The organism is Phycicoccus sp. Soil748 (assembly GCF_001428025.1).
In the GTDB taxonomy this organism is placed as follows: domain Bacteria; phylum Actinomycetota; class Actinomycetes; order Actinomycetales; family Dermatophilaceae; genus Pedococcus.
Window position 1 is genome coordinate 1 of record NZ_LMSC01000004.1, and the last position, 21,658, is coordinate 21,658.

Genomic DNA, 21,658 nt, shown 5'->3' on the forward strand with positions numbered 1-21,658 from the left:
ACCTACGGAACCCGAACCCGAGTTCGTCTCCTGGCTCGACGACCCCGCCAACCCCGACCGCGGCCTCATCCGCGTCCTCTGAGCCGAGTCCTCTCATCCGCGTCCTTTGAGCCGGGTCGAGTGATCTGAACCAAGCCGAAGACACGACGGGTATCCAGGTCCGGCTGGCTCAGACGGCCCGACCACCTCCACGTCGTCTCCTGGCCAGCTCCGCGAGGAGCGGGCGCACCGGTACACCCGCCACCAGGCTGTCGACCTCCCCTGACGGGGCCGCCGACCCTCCGTCATCCCGCATGCGGTCCTCCGGCACGGCAACATTGTCGGCTTTCGGCGGCCACGAAGCACCCCACCGCCCGCGACAGCTCGTCGCCGGCGCCACCGAGCAGATGACGACAGGGGCAGTCAGCCCAACACGCGTGCGACCCACGTGAGCACGATGACTCCCACCAGTACGACGCCGAGGCCGATGAACCCTGTCAGGACGAGCCAGAGCGCCAATCCGCCGACGCGCGAACCTCGGTCAATCACTTGACGCCAGTTCATCGGTCCCCCTCGCTCCTTGCGTTGCACGACACCCCACGCATGCGGACGGCCGGTGAGCGGCTCAGCCGAGCAGGCGACTGCGGCCGGCCGTTGAGCATCGCGAGGCATGCTCCCGTTCACGACGCGGGGTCGGGTGGGTCGACGCGCACCTGCACGCTGACGGGTTCCTTGCGGGCGCTGCGTACTGCCCTCATGGCCGTCAGCGCCGAGGTCGCCTCGCCGCGGCGCTCGAGGGGCACCCGCACCAGCATCCGCACGGTGTCGTCGCCGAGCGGCAACGGCCCGAGTCGCTCCACGTCCTCCTCGAACCGGGTCTGCGCCACCGCCGCCTCGACGGCCCGCCGCTCGCCACTGACCGCGGCCATGACCACGGTCGGGGGCAGCGACAACGCCGCCCGGTCGGCGAGCTCGCGCTGGGCGAACCACGCCGGGTCCCAGCGCACCAGGGCCTCCACGGCAGGGATGGTCGTGTGCCCGGGTGCACCACACAGCACGACCTGCCCACCGTCCGAGGACCCACGGGTCAGGGCAGCCGCCGCGAGCCACCGGCGCAGCGCCTCCTCCCCCGCGTCCAGGGTCGGGCGGTCGAGCGAGGCCCAGGCGTCGAGCAGCAGGGTGGCGGCGTACCCGCCCAGGGCCACGGGCTCCGCTCCCGGCGTCGCGATGACCAGCGCAGGGGTGGCCGCGACCGTGTCGAGCACCGCGCCGGCTCCGGAGGTGTGCACCGGCACGCCGGGGAAAGCGCGCCCGAGCTCCTCCGCGGTGCGCCGCGCACCGACGACCGACGACCTCAGCTCGCGGCCGCCGCACTGGCGGCACTCGAAGCGCCCGACACCCCGGCCACACCACCGGCACGCCGGCTCGGCCGCTCGACCACCGACCGCCAGCGGCCCGGAGCAGTGGGTGCAGCGGGCGGGGGTGCGACAGGTCTGACAGGCGAGCGAGGGTACGTAGCCGCGCCGGGGCACCTGGACGAGTACCGGGCCTGACTCGAGGGCTGCCTTGGCCGTCCGCCAGGCGATGGACGGCAGGTGGGCGCTGGCGGCCGCGGGGTCACGGTCGAGCTCGTGCCCCTCCCCCGCGACGCGGACCCGCGGGACGGCCCCACGCACACCGGCCGCCACGATGGGACGCAGCGTGGCGTCGTCGACGAGCCGCTGCACCGTCACGGTGCGGGAGAACCCCCCGGACAGCACCGCCGCACCTTCCACGCGGGCCCTGGTGAGCAGCACCTCGCGGACGTGGGGGTAGGGGGCGCGGGGCTCACAGTGCAGGTCGTCGCCGTCGTCCCACCAGGCCACCAGGCCGAGGTCGCGGACGGGCGCAAAGGCCGCGGCGCGGGTGCCGACCACGACCGAGACGTGCCCCCTCAGCACCTTGAGCCACGCGGTGTAGCGGGCCTGCGGGCCCTGGTCGGCCGTGAGGCGGACGTGGCGCCCCTTGCCCAGGGCAGCGGTCAGGGCGGCGTCGACCCGCGCGACGTCGCGGTGGTCCGGGACGACCAGCACAGCCCCTCGCCCTCCTGCGACGGTGGCCGCCGCTGCTGCCGCGAGGGCTGCCGGCCAGTCGGCACCCGGGTCCGTCGCCGGCAGCGCCAGCCACGACGCCGCCGGCGACTCACCGGCGGCCAGGCGCGCGACGTACGCGGGTCCGGCCGGGTAGCGGCTCCACGCGGGCCCGGGGCCATCCGTGGCGGGCAGCGGGTCGGGGACGGGCGGCTCGAGCGCTAGCGCCTTCTCGGCTGCTGCGTGACGCGGGGGGACGGCCATGCGCAGGACGTCGCCCAGGGTGCCCGCGTAGTGGGCCGCCACGTCGGTCGCCACCTGCATCAGCGCCGGGGTGAGGACCGCCTCCGAGGACACGACCCGACGCAACGGGGCGAGCCGGCCGTCGTGGTCGGCAGCCGCCTTGCGCTCGACCACGAACCCGTCGAGGTCCTGGCCGGCGAACCTCACCTTGACCCGGGCCCCCGGCACGGCCGTGTCGGCCAGCGACTCCGGCACGAGGTACTCGAACGGGCGGTCGAGGTGCGCAAGGCCGGTGTCCACGACGACCGCGGCCACCGGGTCGGTCGCCGCGAACGCCTCGCCGGCAGCCTTGGCCGCGCGGGGGGCCTTGGGCAGCGCGGAGCGGATCAGCTCCAGCTGCTCGGACCCCGGGTGCTCGCTCACACCGGAAAACTAGTCGACCCGGCCGACAGCCCTACTGGGCAGGTCGTCGGCCGGGTCGGCTCGTGCGGTCTCGTGGAGAGCCGCGGGAGGTGCAGGTGGCGCTGTGGTCAGCCCTTGACGGCGCGCTGCAGCTGCTCGACGCGGTCGATGCGCTCCCAGGTGAACGCGTTGTCGACGCCTGCAGCCGAGGTCCGGCCGAAGTGGCCGTAGGCAGCCGTGGCCTTGTAGATCGGGCGCAGCAGGTCGAGCTGGTCGACGATCGCACCGGGGCGCAGGTCGAAGACGGAGGTGATCGCGTCCTGGATCTTGTCGACAGGCTCGGTCTCGGTGCCGAACGTCTCGACGTAGAGGCCGACGGGCTGGGCCTTGCCGATGGCATAGGCGACCTGGACCTCGCAGCGGCGGGCCAGGCCCGCGGCCACGACGTTCTTGGCGACCCAGCGCATGGCGTAGGCAGCCGAGCGGTCGACCTTCGACGGGTCCTTGCCGGAGAACGCGCCGCCACCGTGGCGGGCCATGCCGCCGTAGGTGTCGACGATGATCTTGCGGCCGGTGAGGCCGGCGTCGCCCATGGGGCCGCCGATCTCGAAGCGCCCGGTGGGGTTGATCAGGCTGCGGTAGGCGGAGGTGTCGAGGTCGGTGCCGGTCTCGGCGAGCTCGGCCAGGACGGGCCGGATGACGTGCTGCTCGATGTCGGGCGCGAGCAGGTCGTCGAGCGAGACGTCGGGCGCGTGCTGGGTCGACAGGACGACGGTGTCGAGCTTGACGGCCTTGTCGCCCTCGTAGGCGATGGTGACCTGGGTCTTGCCGTCGGGGCGCAGGTAGGCCACCTGGCCGGACTTGCGGACGGCCGTCAGGCGCTCGGCGAGCCGGTGCGCGAGGTAGATCGGCAGCGGCATCAGCTCGGGGGTGTCCTCGCAGGCGTAGCCGAACATCAGGCCCTGGTCGCCGGCGCCCTGCTTGTCCAGCGGGTCGATGCCACCGGTGCGGTTCTCGTGGGCCGTGTCGACGCCCTGGGCGATGTCGGGCGACTGCTCGCCGATGGAGATGGACACGCCGCAGGACGCGCCGTCGAAGCCCTTCTCCGAGGAGTCGTAGCCGATGCCCTTGATGGTGTCGCGCACGATCTTCGGGATCGGCACGTAGGAGCGGGTGTCGACCTCGCCGGCCACGTGGACCAGGCCGGTGGTGACCAGCGTCTCCACGGCCACGCGGCTGCTGGCGTCCTGCTCGAGCATCGCGTCGAGGATGGAGTCGGAGATCTGGTCGCAGATCTTGTCCGGGTGGCCCTCGGTGACGGACTCGGACGTGAACAGGCGTGCGGACACTCAAATCTCCTTCGAGGAAACGGCGCTGGCTGCGGGCCCGCCAGCCTCGGCCGCACGGACCTCGCGAGTGTACCTAGGTCACAAGATCTGCTGCACGGCGTCCCACACCGCAGCCGCGACCTCGTCCTTGGGCGCGGGACCTGCGTCGACGACGTGGCTCGACCCCTGCCGCAGGATGTGGATCGTGTTGTCGTCGCGGCCGAAGGTCTTGTCGGTCCCGACCTCGTTGACCACCAGCAGGTCGCAGCCCTTGCGGGCGAGCTTGGCGCGGGCGTGGTCGAGGACGCTGCCCTCATCGTCGCCGGTCTCCGCGGCGAACCCGACGATGACGGGGCTCGCCTCGTCGCCGCGCCGCTCGACGAGCCCGGCGAGCACGTCGGGGTTGCGCACCAGCTCGACGACCGGGGCTGCGTCGGGGTCGGTCGGGTCGTGCGACTTCTTGATCTTGGTGCCCGCGTAGTGGGCGGGCCGGAAGTCGGCGACGGCCGCTGCCATGACGACGACGTCGGCTCCCTCGGCTGCCTCCTCGACCGCAGCCTGCAGCTCCAGCGCGGTGGACACCGGTACGACGCTCACGCCGGGCGGCGTGGCCAGCTCGGCGTTGGCGGAGACGAGCACGACGTGGGCACCACGCCGTGCAGCAACGGCCGCGAGCGCATACCCCTGCTTGCCCGAGCTGCGGTTGCCCAGGAACCGCACCGGGTCGAGCGGCTCACGGGTGCCCCCGGCGGAGACGACGACGGTGCGCCCCTCGAGGCCGCCCTCGGCGGCACTGACTGCCCCTCCGCCGTCCACGTCGGCGTCGTCGACCGGTGTGGCGCGAGCCGGGTACTTGTCGTGCGCGGGCACGGGGATGCCATGGGCGAGGATGCGCTCGCACACGGCGTACAGGTCGGCCGGCTCGGGGAGCCTGCCGGGACCGGTGTCGGCGCCGGTGAGGCGGCCCGACACGGGCGGGATCACGTGCACCCCGCGCTCCATGAGGGTGGAGACGTTGGCCTGCGTGGCGGGGTGGTCCCACATCTCGGTGTGCATCGCCGGGGCGACGACCACCGGGCAGCGGGCGGTGAGCAGCACGTTGGTGAGCAGGTCGCCGGCCAGCCCGTGGGCGGCCTTGGCGACCAGGTCGGCCGTGGCCGGGGCCACCACCACCAGGTCGGCGGACTGGCCGATCCGGACGTGGGGCACCTCGTGCACCGAGTCCCAGACACCCGTCGACACGGGGCGCCCCGAGAGGGCCTCCCAGGTCGGCGCGCCCACGAAGCGCAGGGCCGACTCGGTCGGCACCACGGTCACCTCGTGGCCGGCCTCGGTGAACAGGCGCAGCAGCGAGCAGGCCTTGTAGGCCGCGATACCACCCGCGACACCGAGAACGATGCGCGCCACTGCGCTGTCGCTCCCCCGCTCCCCTGCCGGGCTCAGCTCTCGATCGGCTCGGAGGTGACCAGGCCCTCGTTGATCTCGCGCAGCGCGATCGACATCGGCTTCTCGTGCACCTGGCTGTCGACGAGCGGCCCGACGTACTCGAGCAGGCCCTCCTGCAGCTGGCTGTAGTAGGCGTTGATCTGACGCGCGCGCTTGGCGGAGTAGATGACCAGGGCGTACTTGGAGTCGGCCTTGGTGAGCAGGTCGTCGATCGGCGGGTTGGTGATGCCGATCGGGTTCGCGACGGTTCCAGACACGGGGGGAATCACTCCTGTTGTTGGTTCGACGCAGGCTGGTTCGGACTCAGGCGTCAGTGGGATCGCATCAATGATACGAGTTCTTCGGCGGCCCGACGAACATCGTCGTTGACGATGGTCACGTCGAACTCGTCCTCCGCCGCCAGCTCGACCTTCGCGGTCTCCAGGCGGCGGGTGCGCTCCTCCTCGTCCTCGGTGCCGCGCCCGACCAGCCGGCGCACCAGCTCGTCCCAGCTCGGCGGGGCGAGGAACACGAAGAGCGCCTCGGGCATCGACTCCCTGACCTGGCGCGCGCCCTGCAGGTCGATCTCGAGCAGGGCCATGCGGTGCTCGCTCAGGGCCTGCTCCACCGGACCGCGGGGCGTGCCGTAGTGGTTGCGGCCGTGGACGACCGCCGACTCGATGAGCTCGCCCTCGCGCTCCATCCGCGAGAACTCGTCCTCGTCGACGAAGTGGTAGTGCACGCCCTCCGCCTCGCCGGGGCGCGGCGCGCGGGTGGTGGCGCTCACCGACAGCCACACCTCGGGGAAGTGGTCACGGACGTACGCCGAGAGGGTGCCCTTGCCGACCGCGGTGGGACCGGCGAGGACGACGAGGCGCTGGGGGCGCTGCTCGCCGACGGGGGTCGGGCCGCTCACGCCTCGTCGAAGCGGGTGAGCAGCGCGGAGATCTGGTTGGCCCCGAGCCCACGGACGCGGCGGCTCTCGGAGATGCCGACCTCCTCCATGATCTGGCGGGCGCGCACGCGACCGACACCGGGCATGGACTCCAGCAGGGCGGAGACCTTCATCTTGCCCACGACGTCGTTGCCCTTGCCGTCGGCGATGACCTCCTTGAGCGAGCCCTGGGCGTACTTCAGCCGGTTCTTGACGGCGGCTCGTTCGCGACGGGCCACTGCGGCCTTCTCCAAGGCCGCTGCTCGCTGCTCGGGCGTCAACGGGGGAAGTGCCACGGTGTTACTCCTTGTGGGGCGCGCGGTTTCTGCACGGTGTTTTCACTGTTCACTTGGACTCTAGCAACCGTGGCGCGGGGTTTCTCGGTGAGGTGCGACATACCCGGACAGCTCCACGCGATCCGTCCTGCGCCCACCCCGGGCGATGGACCTAGCGCAGGATCTCGGCGAGGTTGGCGCTGGTGCGCACCGCCTGCTCGCGCAGGCGGGCGACGTCGGGTCCGGCCGACAGGACCTCACGGCTGGAGGAGGGCAGCACGTTGGGCAGGGCGTCGCCGAAGACGCGGCGGAGGTCCTCGGGGGTCCCTCCCTGGGCGCCGACGCCGGGGGCCAGCAGCGGCCCGTTGCAGGCGGCCAGGTCGAGCCCGAGCTCCTGCACGGCCGAGCCGACCGTCGCACCGACGACCAGGCCGACCGAGCCCAGGCGGCCCTGTGAGCGTGCCTCGGCGTTCTCCACCTCGGCCCCCTTGACCATGGTCTCGGCGACGCTGACGTCGCGCAGCCGCGCGTGCTGGACACCTCGCCCCTCGGGGTTGGACGTCAGTCCGAGGACGAAGACGCCCCGGCCGGTGCGGGCGGCCAGGTCCAGAGCCGGGCGCAGCGCCTCGAAGCCGAGGTAGGGGCTCACCGTGAGCGCGTCGGCCGGGGCGGGCGCCTCGTCGGCCAGGTAGGCCTCGGCGTACGCAGCCATGGTGGAGCCGATGTCGCCTCGCTTCCCGTCGAGGATGACGAGCGTCCCTGCCTCGCGCAGGGCGAGGACGGCACGCTCGAGGACCGCCACGCCGCGCGAGCCGAACACCTCGAAGAACGCCGACTGCGGCTTGACCACCCCGACGTGGCCGGCGAAGGCCTCGACGCAGGTCTCGGTGAAGCGGGTGAGGCCGTCGACGTCGTACGTCAGCCCCCACGACTCCACGAGCGCACGGTGGGGGTCGATGCCCGCGCACAGCGGCCCGAAGGCGTCGCTGGCGGCACGGAGCCGCTCACCGAAGGTCGTCGCGTTCGTCGTCGTGGTCGCCGGGGACACACCGGTCGTCATGCGCGGGCCAGCCTCTCGTGTGCGATGCCCACCACGTCGGCGAGCCGGGTGAAACCCTTGTCCTGCACCAACCCTGCGAGCTCACGGCCCACGCGGACCGGGGCGGAGGGGTCGTTGAACGTCGCCGTGCCGACCTGGACGGCACTGGCTCCGGCGGCCACGAGCTCGAGCGCGTCGCGGCCCGTGCGCACTCCCCCGACGCCGATGATCGGCACGTACGGGAGCCGGCCCTCGAGCATCGCAGCGCGGGTCTGCCAGACGGCGCGCACCGCGACGGGACGGACCGCCGGGCCGGACAGGCCACCGGTGACGCCGGCGACCTGCGGCCGCAGCAGGTCGGTGTCGATGACCATGCCGAGCAGCGTGTTGATCATGGTGAGGCCGTTGGCCCCGGCCTTCACACAGGCCTGGGCGACGCTGACGATGTCGGTGACGTCCGGGGTCAGCTTGGCGAAGACGGGTACGTCGCGCGGCAGCTGCTCGCGCACGAGGGCGATGACCTTCGCCGACGCCAGGGGGTCGCAGGCGAAGACGAGCCCGCGGTTGGCGACGTTGGGGCAGGAGATGTTGACCTCGACCCCGACGACGGAGTCGAACGCGTCACTCGCGCGCAGGGTGGCCGCCACGTCGGCGAACTCGCCGCTGGTGCCGCCGGCGACGGAGACGAGCGTGCGGGCGCCGGCCTGCTTGAGCCAGGCCAGGTCGTGCTCGACGAACGCCGAGATGCCGGGTCCCTGCAGGCCGATGGAGTTGAGCATCCCCGACGGGGTCTCGGCCATGCGCGGGGTGCCGCGCCCGGAGCGCGGGTCGGCCATCACCGACTTGGTGACGAACGCCCCGAGCTCGGCGACGTCGAAGAACCGGCCGAGCTCACGACCGTTGGCGGCGCAGCCGGAGGCGGTCATCATCGGGCTCGGGAGGTGGCGTCCGGCGAGGTCGACCGACATGTCCACGGAGGTGGCCGTCGTCGCAGCGACGGTGTCGGCGGAGGTGAGCGTCATCAGTGGCCCCCTGCCCTCGGCGCACCGACCGCGTCGTCGGGCACGCGGCACCACCCGTCGGAGAACGCGTCCCAGCGCACCCGGTCGCCGCGGAACACCGGGCCCTCGACGCAGGAGCGCACCATGCGGGTGGCGCCGTCCTTGCCGACGACGGGCATCACGCAGGTCATGCAGACCCCCACGCCGCACGCCATGGACTCCTCCACCGCGACCTGGGCGACCGCGCCCTCGGCGGTGGCCACGTCGGTGATCGACTCGAGCATCCCCATCGGCCCGCAGCCGTAGACCACGGCGGCGCCGGTGCGGCGGATCACCTCGGGCAGCACGTCGGAGACCCAGCCCCGGGTGCCCATCGAGCCGTCGTCGGTGGTCACGGTCACGCCGTCGGCGTGCCGGCGCGCCTCGACGACCCCGAACAGCTTGGACTCGGTGGCGGCGCCGAGGACCATCTCGACGTGGCAGCCCCGGTCGCGCAGCGCCTCGGCGAGCCAGAACAGCGGCGCGCTGCCGTAGCCGCCGCCGACGAGGACGCACGGGACCGGCTCCTTGGGCAGCGGGAACGCCCTGCCCAGGGGCCCCACGATGTCGACCTCGTCGTGCGCGCGCAGCTCGGTGATCCACGTGGTGCCGGGGCCGTGCGCGGCGACGACCACGTCCACGGTGCCGCCGTACGTCCCGGAGGGGCTCACCTTGTGGATCGAGAAGCACCGCCGCAGCAGGTTGGCGCTCGTCGGCCCCCCGACGGCGAGGGCCACGAACTGGCCCGGGCGGGCGAGCTCGGCGAGGCCGGGCGCCACGAACGTGAGGTGGTGGTAGGCGCCGACGCGGCGGGTCGCGATGAGCTCACCGGTCACCCGCACGACACCGCTGCCCGGACGCGTACCGTGCGTGGTCGCCCCGCTCACGCGACACCCCCTGCGAGGTCGGCCGGCGTGCGCCCGTAGAGGTCGAGGTCGCGGGCGTGCTCCTGCAGCGGCTTGACGGTGAAGTCACCCCGCATCTGGGCCTCGATGCCCTGCACCGCGGCCGCGAGCTCCTGCACGGTCGTCACGATCGGCCGGTCCATCGACGTCGTCGCGGCGCGGATCGCGTAGCCGTCGGCCCGGGCGTTGGGACCGCTCGGGGTGTTGACGACCATGGCGATGCCGCCGTCGAGGATGAGGTCGACGATGCTCTCCTCGTCGAGACCCCGCTCGCTGACCTTGTGCACGACCTCGGAGGCGATCCCGTTGCGGCGCAACACCTCCGAGGTGCCGGTGGTGGCGACGATCGTGAAGCCGAGGTCGGCGAGTCGCTTGACCGGGAAGATCATGGCGCGCTTGTCGCGGTTGGCGACCGACACGAAGACCTTGCCCTCGCGCGGCAGCCCGGACCCGGCGGCCAGCATCCCCTTGGCGAACGCCGTCCCGAAGTCGTCGTCGATGCCCATGACCTCACCCGTGGAGCGCATCTCCGGCCCGAGGAGGCTGTCGACGACCTGGCCCTCGCGGGTGCGGAACCGCTTGAACGGCAGGACTGCTTCCTTGACCGCCACGGGCGCGTCGCTCGGCATGGTGCCGCCGTCGCCGTAGGGCGGCAGCAGCCCCTCCTCGCGCAGCTCCTTGATGGTCGCGCCGAGCATGACCCGGGCGGCGGCCTTGGCCACCGGCACGCCGGTCGCCTTGGCGACGAACGGCACGGTGCGCGAGGCGCGGGGGTTGGCCTCGAGGACGTAGAGGACGTCCTGGGCGAGGGCGAACTGCACGTTCATCAAGCCGCGCACGCCGATGCCCTCGGCGAGCTTGAGCGTCGCCTCGCGGACCCGCTCGAGCTCGGCGACACCGAGCGTGACCGGCGGCAGGGTGCAGGCCGAGTCACCGGAGTGGATGCCGGCCTCCTCGATGTGCTCCATGATCCCGCCGAGGTACATCTCGGTGCCGTCGTAGAGGGCGTCGACGTCGATCTCGATCGCGTCGTCGAGGAACCGGTCGACGAGGACGGGGTGCTCGGGGCTGGCGATGGTCGCGCGGGTGACGTAGCCCGAGAGGGTCTCGTCGTCGTACACGATCTCCATGCCACGCCCACCGAGGACGTAGGAGGGACGCACGAGGACGGGGTACCCGATCTCCTGCGCGACCTCGACAGCCTCCTCGGCGCTGTACGCCGTGCCGTGCCTGGGCGCGGGCAGCTTCGCCTCGTGGAGCACACGGCCGAAGGCGCCGCGGTCCTCGGCGAGGTCGATGGCCTCGGGACTCGTGCCGACGATCGGGACCCCGGCCTCCTTGAGGGCCTTGGCGAGGCCGAGCGGCGTCTGGCCACCGAGCTGCACGATGACGCCGGCCACCGGGCCGGCCTGCTGCTCGGCGTGCACGACCTCGAGGACGTCCTCGAGGGTGAGGGGCTCGAAGTAGAGGCGCGAGCTGGTGTCGTAGTCGGTCGAGACGGTCTCGGGGTTGCAGTTGACCATCACCGTGTCGTAGCCGGCGTCGCGCAGGGCGAAGCTGGCGTGGACGCAGGAGTAGTCGAACTCGACGCCCTGGCCGATGCGGTTGGGGCCGCTGCCGAGGATGAGGACGGCCGGCTTGTCGCGCGGCTGCACCTCGGTCTCCTCGTCGTAGGAGCTGTAGTGGTACGGCGTCCGGGCCGCGAACTCCGCGGCGCAGGTGTCGACCGTCTTGTAGACCGGGCGCACGCCCAGGGCGTGGCGGACCCCGCGGACGACGGCCTCGGGCATCCCGCGCAGCGACGCGACCTGGGTGTCGGAGAACCCGTGCCGCTTGGCGAGGCGCAGCAGCTGGGGGGTCAGCTCGGTCGCCGCGGCCACCTGGTCGGCGATCGCGTTGATGAGCTCCATCTGGTCGAGGAACCACGGGTCGATGCCCGTCGCCTCGTGGACCTCCTCGACCGACAGGCCACCCCGCAGTGCCTGCTGGACGGTGACGATGCGGCCGTCCGTGGGGGTCTTGGCCGTGTGCAGGTAGGTGCGTGCCTGCTCGACGCTGGGCTTGGGGCCGTCCCAGTGGAACGTGCTGTCCCTGCGCTCCATCGACCGCAGTGCCTTCTGCAACGCCTCGGTGAAGTTGCGCCCGATGGCCATCGCCTCACCGACGGACTTCATCGTCGTGGTCAGCGTCGGGTCAGCCGCCGGGAACTTCTCGAACGCGAAGCGCGGCACCTTGACGACGACGTAGTCGAGGCTCGGCTCGAAGGACGCGGGCGTCTCGCGGGTGATGTCGTTCGGCACCTCGTCGAGGGTGTAGCCGATGGCCATCTTCGCGGCGATCTTGGCGATCGGGAAGCCGGTCGCCTTGGACGCCAGGGCGCTCGACCGGGAGACGCGGGGGTTCATCTCGATGACGATGATCCGTCCGTCCGCGGGGTTGACCGCGAACTGGATGTTGCAGCCGCCGGTATCGACGCCGACCTCCCGGATGATCGCGATGCCGAGGTCGCGCAGCCGCTGGTACTCGCGGTCGGTCAGGGTCAGGGCGGGGGCGACGGTGATCGAGTCGCCCGTGTGGACGCCCATCGGGTCGAGGTTCTCGATCGAGCAGACGACCACGACGTTGTCGGCGTGGTCGCGCATGACCTCGAGCTCGTACTCCTTCCAGCCGAGGATGGACTCCTCGAGGAGCACCTCGGTGACCGGGCTGTACTGCAGGCCCGCGCCGCCGATCCGGCGCAGGTCGGCCTCGTCGTAGGCGAACCCGGACCCGAGCCCACCCATGGTGAACGACGGGCGCACCACGACCGGGTACCCGAGGTCCTCGGCACCGGCGAGCAGCTCGTCCATGGTGTGGCAGATGAGCGAACGGGCGGACTCGCCGCCGCAGCGCTCGACGACGCCCTTGAACTTCTCGCGGTCCTCGCCGAGCTGGATCGCCTCGACGTTGGCGCCGATCAGCGGGCAGCCGTACTTCTCCAGGACCCCCGCCTCGTGCAGCGAGATCGCGCAGTTGAGGGCGGTCTGGCCGCCGAGGGTCGCCAGCACGGCGTCGGGGCGCTCGCGGGCGATGATGGCCTCGACCACCTCGGGGGTGATGGGCTCGACGTAGGTCGCGTCGGCGAACTCCGGGTCGGTCATGATCGTCGCAGGGTTGGAGTTGACGAGGATGACTCGGATGCCCTCCTCACGGAGCACTCGGCAGGCCTGCGTCCCGGAGTAGTCGAACTCGCAGGCCTGGCCGATGACGATCGGCCCGGAGCCGATGACGAGGACGCTCTTGATGTCGTCGCGCTTACCCATGTCTAGAGACCGAGTCCCTTCTCGTTGTTGCTCATCAGCTCTACGAACCGGTCGAAGAGGTAGGCCGCGTCGTGGGGTCCGGCGGCCGCCTCCGGGTGGTACTGGACGGAGTAGGCGGGCAGGTCGAGGCACTCGAGGCCCTCGACCACGTCGTCGTTGAGGCACACGTGCGAGACCCGCACGCGGCCGTACGCCGTGCCGTCGGCGTCCGCGGGCGCGGTCACCTCGCCGTCGAGCGGTGCGTCCACCGCGAAGCCGTGGTTGTGGGCGGTGACCTCGACCTTGCCGGTGGTGCGGTCCATGACGGGCTGGTTGATCCCGCGGTGGCCGTACTTGAGCTTGTAGGTGCCGAACCCGAGCGCGCGGCCCAGGAGCTGGTTGCCGAAGCAGATGCCGAAGAAGGGGATCCGCGCGTCGAGGACCTCGCGCAGGACCGCCACCTCGGCGTCCGCCGTCGCCGGGTCACCGGGGCCGTTGGAGAAGAAGACGCCGTCCGGCCCGTCGTCGCCGACGGCGCGGACCTGCTCGAAGGTCGAGGTCGCAGGCAGCACGTGCACCTCGATGCCGTGCTGGGCCAGCATGGTGGGGGTCATGGCCTTGATGCCGAGGTCGAGGGCCGCGACGGTGAAGCGCTTCTCCCCCACCGCCGGCACGACGTACGCCTGCGGGGTGGTGACCTCCGCCGCGAGGGCGGAGCCGGCCATCAGCGGCGCCTCCTGCACGACCGAGGTCAGCTGGGACACCGGCTGCTCGGCGTCGTCGCCGGAGAAGATGCCGACCCGCATGGCGCCCCGCTCGCGCAGGTGCCGGGTCAGGGCGCGGGTGTCGATGCCGCTGATCCCGACGACGCCCTGCTCGCGCAGGTCGTCCTCCAGGGACCTCTGTGACCGCCAGTTGGAGGGGCGCAGGGCGGGGTCGCGCACGACGTAGCCGGCCACCCAGATCCTGCGTGACTCGTGGTCCTCGTCGTTGACCCCGGTGTTGCCGACGTGGGGCGCGGTCATGACGACGACCTGCCGGCGGTAGCTGGGGTCGGTGAGGGTCTCCTGGTAGCCGGTCATGCCGGTGGAGAACACCGCCTCACCGACGGTCCGGCCGGTGGCACCGTAGGCCTCACCGCGGAACGCCCTGCCGTCCTCGAGGACCAGGACGGCGGCTCCGCGCGGGGCGAGGTGTGCGGGAGAGGTCATGAGGCGGACTTTCCTTCGGTCGCAGGGGAATCGGTGACGGGAGGGGTGGGGGTGGCGGCCAGGGGCGACGTCTCGCCGGACGGGCGCTCGCTCGAGCTCTGCGCCCGCGCGGCGGTCTCGCCGGTGTGCCACCACAGGGCCGACTCGACGCGCTCGACGTCGGCCTTGTAGCGCGGGAGGAAGCCGGTCTCGTAGAGGGCGTCGTCGTCGGCGCGCCACTGCAGCACGAGCACCCGGTTGCTCCCGACGAACTTGCCGACCATGCCGCGGTCACGGCGCACCGAGACGAGCCGGCCCGCGGTGACGACCACGCTCGACTCGCCCTGGCGCTCGATGCGCACCAGCTCGTCGGGGTTGCCGCGGGTGACCGTGAGGGTGGCCCGTGCGCGGTTGCCGAGGCCCTCGACGGTGACCCGCTCGAGGCGGCTCACCGCGGTGGTGGTGCTGATGTAGGTGCCTTCGACGACGAGCCGGGCTCCCACGGGACCAACCTCGTCCGGCTGCGTCCCCCCGTCGCCGCGCGTGGTCTCGGTGGCGACCGCGGCGGACGTGTGGCGGCGCTGCTTGCGCAGCCACGCGACGTACAGCAGGCCGTATATCAGACCGAGGGCGACGAGGAGGACGCCGACGGCTTGCAGGCGGGTCATGCGAGCGCTCCCTTCTGGGCGGTCACGCGACCACCGAACACCGTGGCGTGCACCGCACCCCGGAGCATGCGTCCGTGCCAGGGGTTGTTGCGGGACAGGGACAGGCTGGCGCCCCGGTCCACGGTCAGCTCGGCGGTGGGGTCGACCAGCGTGATGTGGGCCGCGTCGCCGACCTCGAGCGCGCCGCCGTGCGTGCCGAGCCCGGCGATCCGTGCGGGTGCCTGCGACATGACGCGGGCGACCCCGGCCCAGTCGAGCAGGCCCGAGCCGACCATCACGTCGCTGACCACGGCCAGCGCGGTCTCGAGACCGAGCATGCCGAACGCCGCGTCGACGAACGCGTGCTCCTTGTCCTGGCGGGCGTGCGGGGCGTGGTCGGTGGCGACCGCGTCGATCGTGCCGTCGGCCAGCGCTGCGCGCAGGGCGTCGACGTCCTCCTGCGGCCGCAGCGGCGGGTTGACCTTGAAGGTCGGGTCGTAGCCGGCGAGCAGGTCGGTGGTCAGCACGAGGTGGTGCGGCGTGACCTCGGCGGTCACTGCGATGCCCTGCGCCTTGGCCCACCGGACGACCTCGACGGTGCCCGCGGTGGAGACGTGGGCGACGTGCACCCGGGAGCCGGTGTGCCGGGCGAGCATGACGTCGCGGGCGACGACGGACTCCTCGGCGACACCGGGCCAGCCGGGCAGTCCGAGGCGTCCGGAGAGCTCGCCCTCGTGGGCACAGGCCTGCGGTCCGGCGAGGTGCGGGTCCTGGGCGTGCTGGCTGACGACCCCGCCGAAGGCGCGGACGTACTCCAGCGCGCGCCGCATCACCCGGGCGTCGTGGACGCACCTGCCGTCGTCGGAGAAGACGGTGGTGCGTGCACGGGAGCGGTGCATGAGCCCGAGCTCGGCGAGCTCCTCCCCGGCCAAGCTCTTGGTGACGGCACCGACCGGGATGACGTCGACCAGCCCGGTGGTCCGCCCCAGGTCGAGGATGCGCTCGGCGGCCTCGGCCGTGTCGGTCACGGGGTCGGTGTTGGCCATGGCGAGGACCGCGGTGAAGCCACCCACGGCTGCGGCGGCCGCGCCCGAGGCGATCGTCTCGGCGTCCTCGCGGCCGGGCTCGCGCAGGTGGGTGTGCAGGTCGACCAGGCCGGGCAGCGCCACGAGCCCGTCGGCGTCGAGGACGTCAGCGCCCCTCGCCGAGCGGATGGAGCCGACCTCGGTGATGACACCGTCCTCGACGAGGACGTCCGCGGCGCCACGGCCGAGGAGGTCGGCGCCGGTGATGAGCAGGCTGGGCATCAGCTGTCCTCTCCCTCGTCGTTGCCGGCAAGCAGGTGGTAGAGCACGCTCATCCGGACCGCGACCCCGGCGCTCACCTGGTCGAGGACCAGGGACGAGGCGGCGTCGGCGGCGTCCGGGGAGATCTCCAGGCCGCGGTTCATCGGGCCGGGGTGGCAGATCACGGCGTCGGCGTTCGCCGCCATGAGCGCGTCGAGGCGGGGGCGCGTCAGGCCGTAGCCGACGGTGTACTCGCGCGGGGTCGGGAAGAAGCCACCGCTCATCCGCTCGCGCTGCACCCGCAGCATCATCACGGCGTCGGCGGTGGGCAGCACGGCGTCGAGGTCGTGCGACAGGTCGAAGCCGTCAGCCTGGGACCAGGCCCCGATGCCGCTGGGCATGAGGGTCGGCGGGGCCACCAGCGTGACCCGGGCGCCGAGCGTGCGTAGGGTGATGAGGTTGGAGCGGACCACGCGCGAGTGGGTCAGGTCGCCGACGATGACGACGTGGCGGCCCTCGAGGTCACCCAGGCGGCGCTCCATCGTGTATGCGTCGAGCAGCGCCTGCGTGGGGTGCTCGTGGGTGCCGTCCCCGGCGTTGACCACGTGGGCGTCGACCCACTGGCTGACCTGGTGGGCGGCTCCGCTGGCGTGGTGGCGGACGACCAGCGCGTCGACCCCCATCGCGGCGACGGTCATGACCGTGTCGCGCAGGGACTCTCCCTTCGACGTCGACGACCCCTTGCCGCTGATGTTGATGACGTCTGCGGACAGCCACTTCCCGGCGATCTCGAACGAGCTGCGCGTGCGGGTGGAGTCCTCGAAGAACAGGTTCACCACCGTCCGGCCACGCAGGGTCGGGAGCTTCTTGACCTCGCGCTGCTGGACGCCGTGCATCTCCGCGGCCGTGTCGAGGATGGCCCGCACCTGCGAGCGGTCGAGGTCGGCCGAGGACAGCAGGTGGCGCCGTACGCGTCGGTGCGGCGGGGCGAGCGGGCGGGCGCTGGTGCTCATCGGCTCTCTCCCGCCGCGATGGTGACCTGGTCCTCGACGCCGTCGTGCTCGAGCAGCCGCACCGAGACCCGCTCGGTGCTGGCCGTCGGAAGGTTCTTGCCGACGTGGTCGGCGCGGATCGGGAGCTCACGGTGCCCGCGGTCGACCAGCACGGCGAGGCGGACCGCACGCGGGCGCCCGAGGTCGGAGAGGGCGTCGAGGGCGGCACGCACCGTACGGCCCGAGTAGAGGACGTCGTCCACGAGCACCACGACCTTGTCGTCGATGCCCGGCTCGGGGATGTCGGTGTGCATGGGGCTGCGGGTCGGCTGCCGGCGCAGGTCGTCGCGGTGCATCGTGACGTCGAGCGCGCCGACGGGGACGGGTCGGCCCTCGACGGACTCCATGACCGCGGCCAGGCGCCTGGCCAGCGCGACGCCGCGGCTCGGGATGCCGAGGACGACCAGGTCGGCGCCGCCCTTGTTGTGCTCGAGGATCTCATGGGCCACCCGGCGCAGCGCCCGGGAGACATCGCTCGCCGAGAGCACCGTGCGCGAGGGGGCGGCTGAGCCCGCGGCGCCAGGGGCGGTGGGGGTCGCCACGGGAGTGGTCACGGGAGCCGGGGACGGGGCTTCGACCGGACGGGGTACGGCTGAGTCAGGACGCACAGGCGCCAGGACCTCCTTCCCTGCCTCACAGGACAGGTCGTTAAAGGATGTCGAACGCCTCCACCTTAGCGCGTAGTCCTTGTGCCTGATGACGCGGTCCCGCGGAGCGAGCAGTGTGGCTCATGGACTGCCCGCGGTGCAGGGGTGAACGAGCGATCCAGCCAAGGTCGCCGCACCGACCCCCTCCACAAGGTCAGGAACACCCACCATGCACAGGAAAGTCCTGCCGCGACGGCGCCTCGCCCTGTTCGTCGCCGGCCTCATCGCAGTCGCACTCCCGCTCGCCGTCGGCCAGTCCGCCACGGCGGCACCCGCTCCCGTCACCTGGCACGTCAAGGTCGGCGCCGAGACCCCCGACATGGCGGTCAGCGCCATGTCCTTCCTCCCCAGGCAGGTCTGGATCGACCGGGGAGACACCGTCCACTGGACGGCTGGGAGCGCCGAGCCCCACACCGTCACGTTCCTCGTACCGGGGACGACGTTGCCGGACTTCAACCCGTCCGACCCGATGCAGACGATGGCGCAGGGCACGCACCGCTACGACGGCACGGGCTACACCAACTCGGGGATCATCGCGACGCAGCCGATCTTCACCTTCACCAAGCCCGCCATGTCCTACGACCTGAAGTTCACCAAGACCGGCGACTTCACCTACTACTGCCTGCTGCACGGCGTGATGATGAAGGGCGTCGTCCACGTCCGGGCGGCCGGCACGGCCTACCCGTACACCCAGGCGGACTACAACCAGGTGGGACACCGCCAGGGCCAGGTGCTCCTCGACCGGGGCATGAGGGCGTGGGAGCAGGCCAAGGAGGCCCACCCGGCCAAGAGCGGCCAGGTCCAGGCCGGCATCGACGGCAACGGCTTCTCGGTGATGCGCTTCATCCGCACCCACGCCACCGTGCACGTTGGTGACACCGTGACGTTCAGCGTCGCCGGACCGGGCGCGCCCCACACGGTGACCTTCGGCCACGAGCCGCCGATCCCGGCTGTCCTGGGGCCGTCGGGCGACCCGAAGCACTACGCCGGCGGTGACCTCAACAGCGGCGTGCTCGCACCCGGGGCACCGTTCGTCGTGACCTTCACCAAGGCCGGCACGTTCCCCTACATCTGCGCCATCCACGACGACATGGGGATGGTCGGGGACGTGACCGTCCTGCCCTGACCCATTCCGTCCACCCCCTCGGGAGCCTTCCGAGGGGGTGGACGTCACCCAGCCCCCAACTTTCGGCCCATGGGCTCAAAGCCCAGCCCCAGCCCCGTACCCAGCGCCCAACTTTCGGCCCATGGGCCCAAAGCCCGCACGGAACCGGGACGGGACGGTCGTCAGAGGTGGCGCACCATCGCGACCCGGGTGCCCTGACGGGGCAGGCCCACGCGTTCCTCGGCCTCCTGCAGCGGCGCCATCCAGGCGGGCTCCGGCGCCAGCACCACGAACCCGTGCCGCGCGTAGAACGGCGCGTTCCACGGGACGTCCGCGAAGGTGCGCAGGGTCACCTCCCGCGCTCCCTGCTCGGCGGCGTACCGGCACGCCTCCTCGAGCAGCACCGAGCCGATGCCCTGCCGCGTGCGCTCGGGGAGCACCGCGATCTGCTCGAGGTGGGTGTGGCCGTCGAGGTCGAGGACGTGGGCGAACCCCACGACCCCGTCGGCGTCGGCCGCGACGAGCAGGAACCCCGGCTCGGCCGCTCGCTCCTCACCTGTCGGGCCGCTCCCCCACGTCGAGACGTCCATCAGCTCGGCGAAGAGCTGGTCCGCCGCGTCCTCGACCCCCTGCACCGACGAGAGGTCGGCGGCGAGGGCGAGACGGACGGCGACGGCCATGGTCAGGCCAGCGTGGGCTTGACCTCGGCGAGCCGGGCGAGGAGGCCGTTGACGAACTTCGGCGAGTCGTCCGTGGACAGGCTCGTGGCCAGGTCGACCGCCTCGGCGATGGCAACGCCCTCGGGGACCTCGTCGGAGTACAGCACCTCGAACGCGCCGAGGCGCAGGATCGCGCGGTCGACGCTGGGCATGCGCTCGACGGTCCAGCCCTGCGAGTAGGTCGCGAGCAGTTCGTTGATGGCGGTCCAGTGGGCCACGACGCCCTCGACGAGGTCGGCGGTGTACTGGTTCAGCGGCGCCTCGGTGACCGGCTTGGCGAGCCGCTCGGCGAGCAGGTCGCGGGCGTTGAGCCCCCGCTGCTCGGCCTCGAACAGGATGTCGACGGCGCGCTTGCGCGCCTTGGAGCGAGCAGCCACTAGCTCACGCGGCCGAGGTACGACCCGTCACGGGTGTCGACCTTGACCTTGGTGCCCTGCTCGAGGAACAGCGGCACGTTGATCGTGGCGCCGGTCTCGAGGGTCGCCGGCTTGGTGCCGCCGGTGGAGCGGTCGCCCTGCAGGCCCGGCTCGGTGTAGGTGATCTCGAGGACCACGGACGTCGGCAGCTCGACGTAGAGGACGGAGCCGTCGTGCGTGGCGACCTGCGCGGTCTGGTTCTCGAGGAGGTAGTTGGCGGCGTCGCCGACGGTGGCCTCGGGGATGTGGATCTGGTCGTAGGTGTCGCCGTCCATGAAGACGTAGTCGGACCCGTCCTTGTACAGGTACTGCATGTCGCGACGGTCGACGTTCGCGGTCTCGACCTTGACGCCTGCGTTGAAGGTCTTGTCGACGACCTTGCCGGACAGGACGTTCTTGAGCTTGGTCCGCACGAATGCCGGGCCCTTGCCGGGCTTGACGTGCTGGAACTCCACGACGGACCAGAGCTGGCCCTCGAGGTTGAGGACCAGGCCGTTCTTGAGGTCGTTGGTCGATGCCACGTGTCAGTCGCTTTCGATGAGCCGGTACTGCGCGCTGCGCAGGCGCGCGCGAGTGCTCCGGAGTGTTCAGGAGTGGGAGTCGCCGGACAGTCTAGCCGCGGGGATGGGTGTCCCCCGAATCGCTGGACCTGCACACGGGCCGTGCACCGCCCGGGCCTGCAGACCGGCGCCGACCTAGGGTGGAGGGATGAGCGACATGGACTACCGACCCCTCGGCGGCAGCGGCCTCATGGTCAGCGCGGTCGGCATCGGCTGCAACGCCTTCGGCCGGCGCGTCGACCAGGACGGCCTCGACGACCTGTTGCGTGCCGCGCGCGAGACGGGCGTGACCCTGCTCGACACCGCCGACATCTACGGCGGCCACCCCGGGCAGAGCGAGGAGATGCTCGGCCAGGCGCTGCAGGGCCAACGTGACGAGTTCGTCGTCGCCACCAAGTTCGGGATGGACATGCAGGGCGCCAACGGCGAGGACTTCGGCGCGCGGGGGTCGCGCCGCTACGTCCGTCGTGCGGTGGAGGCCAGCCTGCGGCGCCTGCAGACCGACCACATCGACCTCTACCAGCTGCACCGCCCCGACCCACTCACCCCGATCGCCGAGACGCTCGAGGCCCTCACCGACCTCGTCCGCGAGGGCAAGGTTCTCTATGTCGGTTGCTCCAACTTCGACGGCTGGCAGGTCGCGGACGCCTCGTGGACGTCGGCGACCGCGGGCCTGGCCTCGTTCGTGTCGGTGCAGAACGAGTACTCACTGCTCGACCGCACCGTCGAGAACGAGGTGACGCCGGCCTGCGAGCGCTTCGAGCTCGGGTTGCTCCCGTTCTTCCCCCTCGCCCGGGGCCTGCTCACCGGCAAGTACCAGCGCGGTGCAGCTGCCCCTCCCGGCTCTCGCGCGGCCCTCGAGGCCGACCGGGCCGGCTGGCTCGACGACGCCGACTGGGACCGGGTCGAGGCCCTGCAGTCGTTCGCCGACGCGCGCGGTGTCGAGCTGCTCGACGTCGCCATCGGCGGCCTCGCCGCCCAGCCACAGGTGGCCTCGGTCATCGCGGGCGCGACGTCCGCCGCCCAGGTCGAGCGCAACGCCCGCGCCGTGGCGTGGACACCTACCGCTGCCGACCTCGCCGAGCTGGACGCGATCTAGCCGAGCTGGACGCGACC

General features: G+C 72.1%; 20 protein-coding genes. 2 read left to right on the plus strand and 18 right to left on the minus strand.

The window, feature by feature from the left end; translation table 11 throughout:
- Window positions 1–659 precede the first annotated feature (659 nt).
- The 15 genes from ASG70_RS02300 to pyrR form a co-directional block, all read right to left on the minus strand.
- The gene (locus tag ASG70_RS02300) at window positions 660–2,714 is read right to left on the minus strand and encodes a primosomal protein N' (protein ID WP_056882252.1); all 2,055 of its coding nucleotides are present in this window, start codon (window positions 2,712–2,714) and stop codon (window positions 660–662) included.
- 107 nt (window positions 2,715–2,821) lie between these two features.
- Window positions 2,822–4,042: a methionine adenosyltransferase gene (gene metK, locus ASG70_RS02305; RefSeq protein ID WP_056882253.1), complete on the minus strand. Its 1,221-nt coding sequence runs from the start codon at window positions 4,040–4,042 to the stop codon at window positions 2,822–2,824.
- A gap of 78 nt (window positions 4,043–4,120) precedes the next feature.
- Window positions 4,121–5,428: a phosphopantothenate--cysteine ligase family flavoprotein gene (locus tag ASG70_RS02310; RefSeq protein WP_056882254.1), complete on the minus strand. Its 1,308-nt coding sequence runs from the start codon at window positions 5,426–5,428 to the stop codon at window positions 4,121–4,123.
- Between the two features lie 32 nt (window positions 5,429–5,460).
- Entirely contained in the window at window positions 5,461–5,724 is a 264-nt protein-coding gene (gene rpoZ, locus ASG70_RS02315) for a DNA-directed RNA polymerase subunit omega (RefSeq protein ID WP_056882255.1), read from the minus strand.
- Window positions 5,725–5,777: 53 nt separating this feature from the next.
- Window positions 5,778–6,362 (minus strand): guanylate kinase, encoded by a 585-nt coding sequence (gmk, locus tag ASG70_RS02320; protein WP_056882256.1) that lies wholly within the window; start codon window positions 6,360–6,362, stop codon window positions 5,778–5,780.
- Window positions 6,359–6,676 carry an integration host factor, actinobacterial type gene (gene mihF / locus ASG70_RS02325; protein ID WP_056882257.1) on the minus strand — a complete coding sequence of 106 codons (318 nt, stop codon included), beginning with the start codon at window positions 6,674–6,676 and terminating at the stop codon, window positions 6,359–6,361. The genes gmk and mihF overlap by 4 nt, the downstream gene beginning before the upstream one ends.
- 151 nt (window positions 6,677–6,827) lie before the next feature.
- The gene (pyrF, locus tag ASG70_RS02330; RefSeq protein ID WP_056882258.1) at window positions 6,828–7,715 is read right to left on the minus strand and encodes an orotidine-5'-phosphate decarboxylase; all 888 of its coding nucleotides are present in this window, start codon (window positions 7,713–7,715) and stop codon (window positions 6,828–6,830) included.
- Window positions 7,712–8,716: a dihydroorotate dehydrogenase gene (locus ASG70_RS02335; RefSeq protein ID WP_056882259.1), complete on the minus strand. Its 1,005-nt coding sequence runs from the start codon at window positions 8,714–8,716 to the stop codon at window positions 7,712–7,714. Before ASG70_RS02335 ends, pyrF begins: the two co-directional genes overlap by 4 nt.
- Complete coding sequence (locus ASG70_RS02340) at window positions 8,716–9,621, minus strand: dihydroorotate dehydrogenase electron transfer subunit (RefSeq protein WP_056882260.1); 906 nt, start codon at window positions 9,619–9,621, stop codon at window positions 8,716–8,718. The genes ASG70_RS02335 and ASG70_RS02340 overlap by 1 nt, the downstream gene beginning before the upstream one ends.
- Window positions 9,618–12,941, minus strand: coding sequence for a carbamoyl-phosphate synthase large subunit (gene carB / locus ASG70_RS02345; RefSeq protein WP_056882261.1), 3,324 nt, complete (start codon window positions 12,939–12,941; stop codon window positions 9,618–9,620). The genes ASG70_RS02340 and carB overlap by 4 nt, the downstream gene beginning before the upstream one ends.
- 2 nt (window positions 12,942–12,943) lie before the next feature.
- Entirely contained in the window at window positions 12,944–14,131 is a 1,188-nt protein-coding gene (gene carA, locus ASG70_RS02350; protein ID WP_056882262.1) for a glutamine-hydrolyzing carbamoyl-phosphate synthase small subunit, read from the minus strand.
- On the minus strand, window positions 14,128–14,778 hold the full coding sequence (locus ASG70_RS02355; protein ID WP_056882263.1) for a hypothetical protein: 651 nt from the start codon (window positions 14,776–14,778) through the stop codon (window positions 14,128–14,130). The genes carA and ASG70_RS02355 overlap by 4 nt, the downstream gene beginning before the upstream one ends.
- Entirely contained in the window at window positions 14,775–16,064 is a 1,290-nt protein-coding gene (locus ASG70_RS02360) for a dihydroorotase (protein ID WP_056882264.1), read from the minus strand. The genes ASG70_RS02355 and ASG70_RS02360 overlap by 4 nt, the downstream gene beginning before the upstream one ends.
- A complete protein-coding gene (locus tag ASG70_RS02365; RefSeq protein WP_056882265.1) occupies window positions 16,064–17,056 on the minus strand; it encodes an aspartate carbamoyltransferase catalytic subunit in 993 nt (330 codons plus the stop codon). The genes ASG70_RS02360 and ASG70_RS02365 overlap by 1 nt, the downstream gene beginning before the upstream one ends.
- Window positions 17,053–17,649 (minus strand): bifunctional pyr operon transcriptional regulator/uracil phosphoribosyltransferase PyrR, encoded by a 597-nt coding sequence (gene pyrR / locus ASG70_RS02370; RefSeq protein ID WP_082589986.1) that lies wholly within the window; start codon window positions 17,647–17,649, stop codon window positions 17,053–17,055. The genes ASG70_RS02365 and pyrR overlap by 4 nt, the downstream gene beginning before the upstream one ends.
- A gap of 262 nt (window positions 17,650–17,911) precedes the next feature.
- Between pyrR and ASG70_RS02375 the strand changes: the two genes are divergently transcribed.
- Window positions 17,912–18,868, plus strand: a complete 957-nt coding sequence (locus tag ASG70_RS02375; protein ID WP_056882267.1) for a plastocyanin/azurin family copper-binding protein — start codon at window positions 17,912–17,914, stop codon at window positions 18,866–18,868.
- Between the two features lie 161 nt (window positions 18,869–19,029).
- On the opposite strand, the gene ASG70_RS02380 is transcribed toward ASG70_RS02375, so the two are convergent.
- Genes ASG70_RS02380 through efp form a run of 3 tightly spaced genes read right to left on the minus strand, consistent with a single transcriptional unit; the run spans window position 19,030 to window position 20,503 of the window.
- On the minus strand, window positions 19,030–19,527 hold the full coding sequence (locus ASG70_RS02380; protein WP_056882268.1) for a GNAT family N-acetyltransferase: 498 nt from the start codon (window positions 19,525–19,527) through the stop codon (window positions 19,030–19,032).
- Between the two features lie 2 nt (window positions 19,528–19,529).
- Window positions 19,530–19,943, minus strand: coding sequence for a transcription antitermination factor NusB (gene nusB, locus ASG70_RS02385; RefSeq protein WP_056882269.1), 414 nt, complete (start codon window positions 19,941–19,943; stop codon window positions 19,530–19,532).
- Window positions 19,943–20,503: an elongation factor P gene (gene efp, locus ASG70_RS02390; RefSeq protein ID WP_056882270.1), complete on the minus strand. Its 561-nt coding sequence runs from the start codon at window positions 20,501–20,503 to the stop codon at window positions 19,943–19,945. Before efp ends, nusB begins: the two co-directional genes overlap by 1 nt.
- A gap of 196 nt (window positions 20,504–20,699) precedes the next feature.
- Here efp and ASG70_RS02395 point away from each other — a divergent pair, with 196 nt between their 5' ends.
- Complete coding sequence (locus tag ASG70_RS02395; protein ID WP_200949174.1) at window positions 20,700–21,641, plus strand: aldo/keto reductase; 942 nt, start codon at window positions 20,700–20,702, stop codon at window positions 21,639–21,641.
- Window positions 21,642–21,658 lie beyond the last annotated feature (17 nt).

Excerpts from the sequence above, each read along its gene's own strand:
- pyrF (WP_056882258.1), bottom strand. The coding sequence starts at position 7,715 with ATGACGACCGGTGTGTCCCCGGCGACCACGACGACGAACGCGACGACC.
- ASG70_RS02335 (WP_056882259.1), bottom strand. The coding sequence starts at position 8,716 with ATGACGCTCACCTCCGCCGACACCGTCGCTGCGACGACGGCCACCTCC.
- carB (WP_056882261.1), bottom strand. The coding sequence starts at position 12,941 with ATGGGTAAGCGCGACGACATCAAGAGCGTCCTCGTCATCGGCTCCGGG.
- carA (WP_056882262.1), bottom strand. The coding sequence starts at position 14,131 with ATGACCTCTCCCGCACACCTCGCCCCGCGCGGAGCCGCCGTCCTGGTC.
- ASG70_RS02355 (WP_056882263.1), bottom strand. The coding sequence starts at position 14,778 with ATGACCCGCCTGCAAGCCGTCGGCGTCCTCCTCGTCGCCCTCGGTCTG.
- ASG70_RS02360 (WP_056882264.1), bottom strand. The coding sequence starts at position 16,064 with ATGCCCAGCCTGCTCATCACCGGCGCCGACCTCCTCGGCCGTGGCGCC.
- ASG70_RS02365 (WP_056882265.1), bottom strand. The coding sequence starts at position 17,056 with ATGAGCACCAGCGCCCGCCCGCTCGCCCCGCCGCACCGACGCGTACGG.
- ASG70_RS02375 (WP_056882267.1), top strand. The coding sequence starts at position 17,912 with ATGCACAGGAAAGTCCTGCCGCGACGGCGCCTCGCCCTGTTCGTCGCC.
- ASG70_RS02380 (WP_056882268.1), bottom strand. The coding sequence starts at position 19,527 with ATGGCCGTCGCCGTCCGTCTCGCCCTCGCCGCCGACCTCTCGTCGGTG.
- ASG70_RS02395 (WP_200949174.1), top strand. The coding sequence starts at position 20,700 with ATGGACTACCGACCCCTCGGCGGCAGCGGCCTCATGGTCAGCGCGGTC.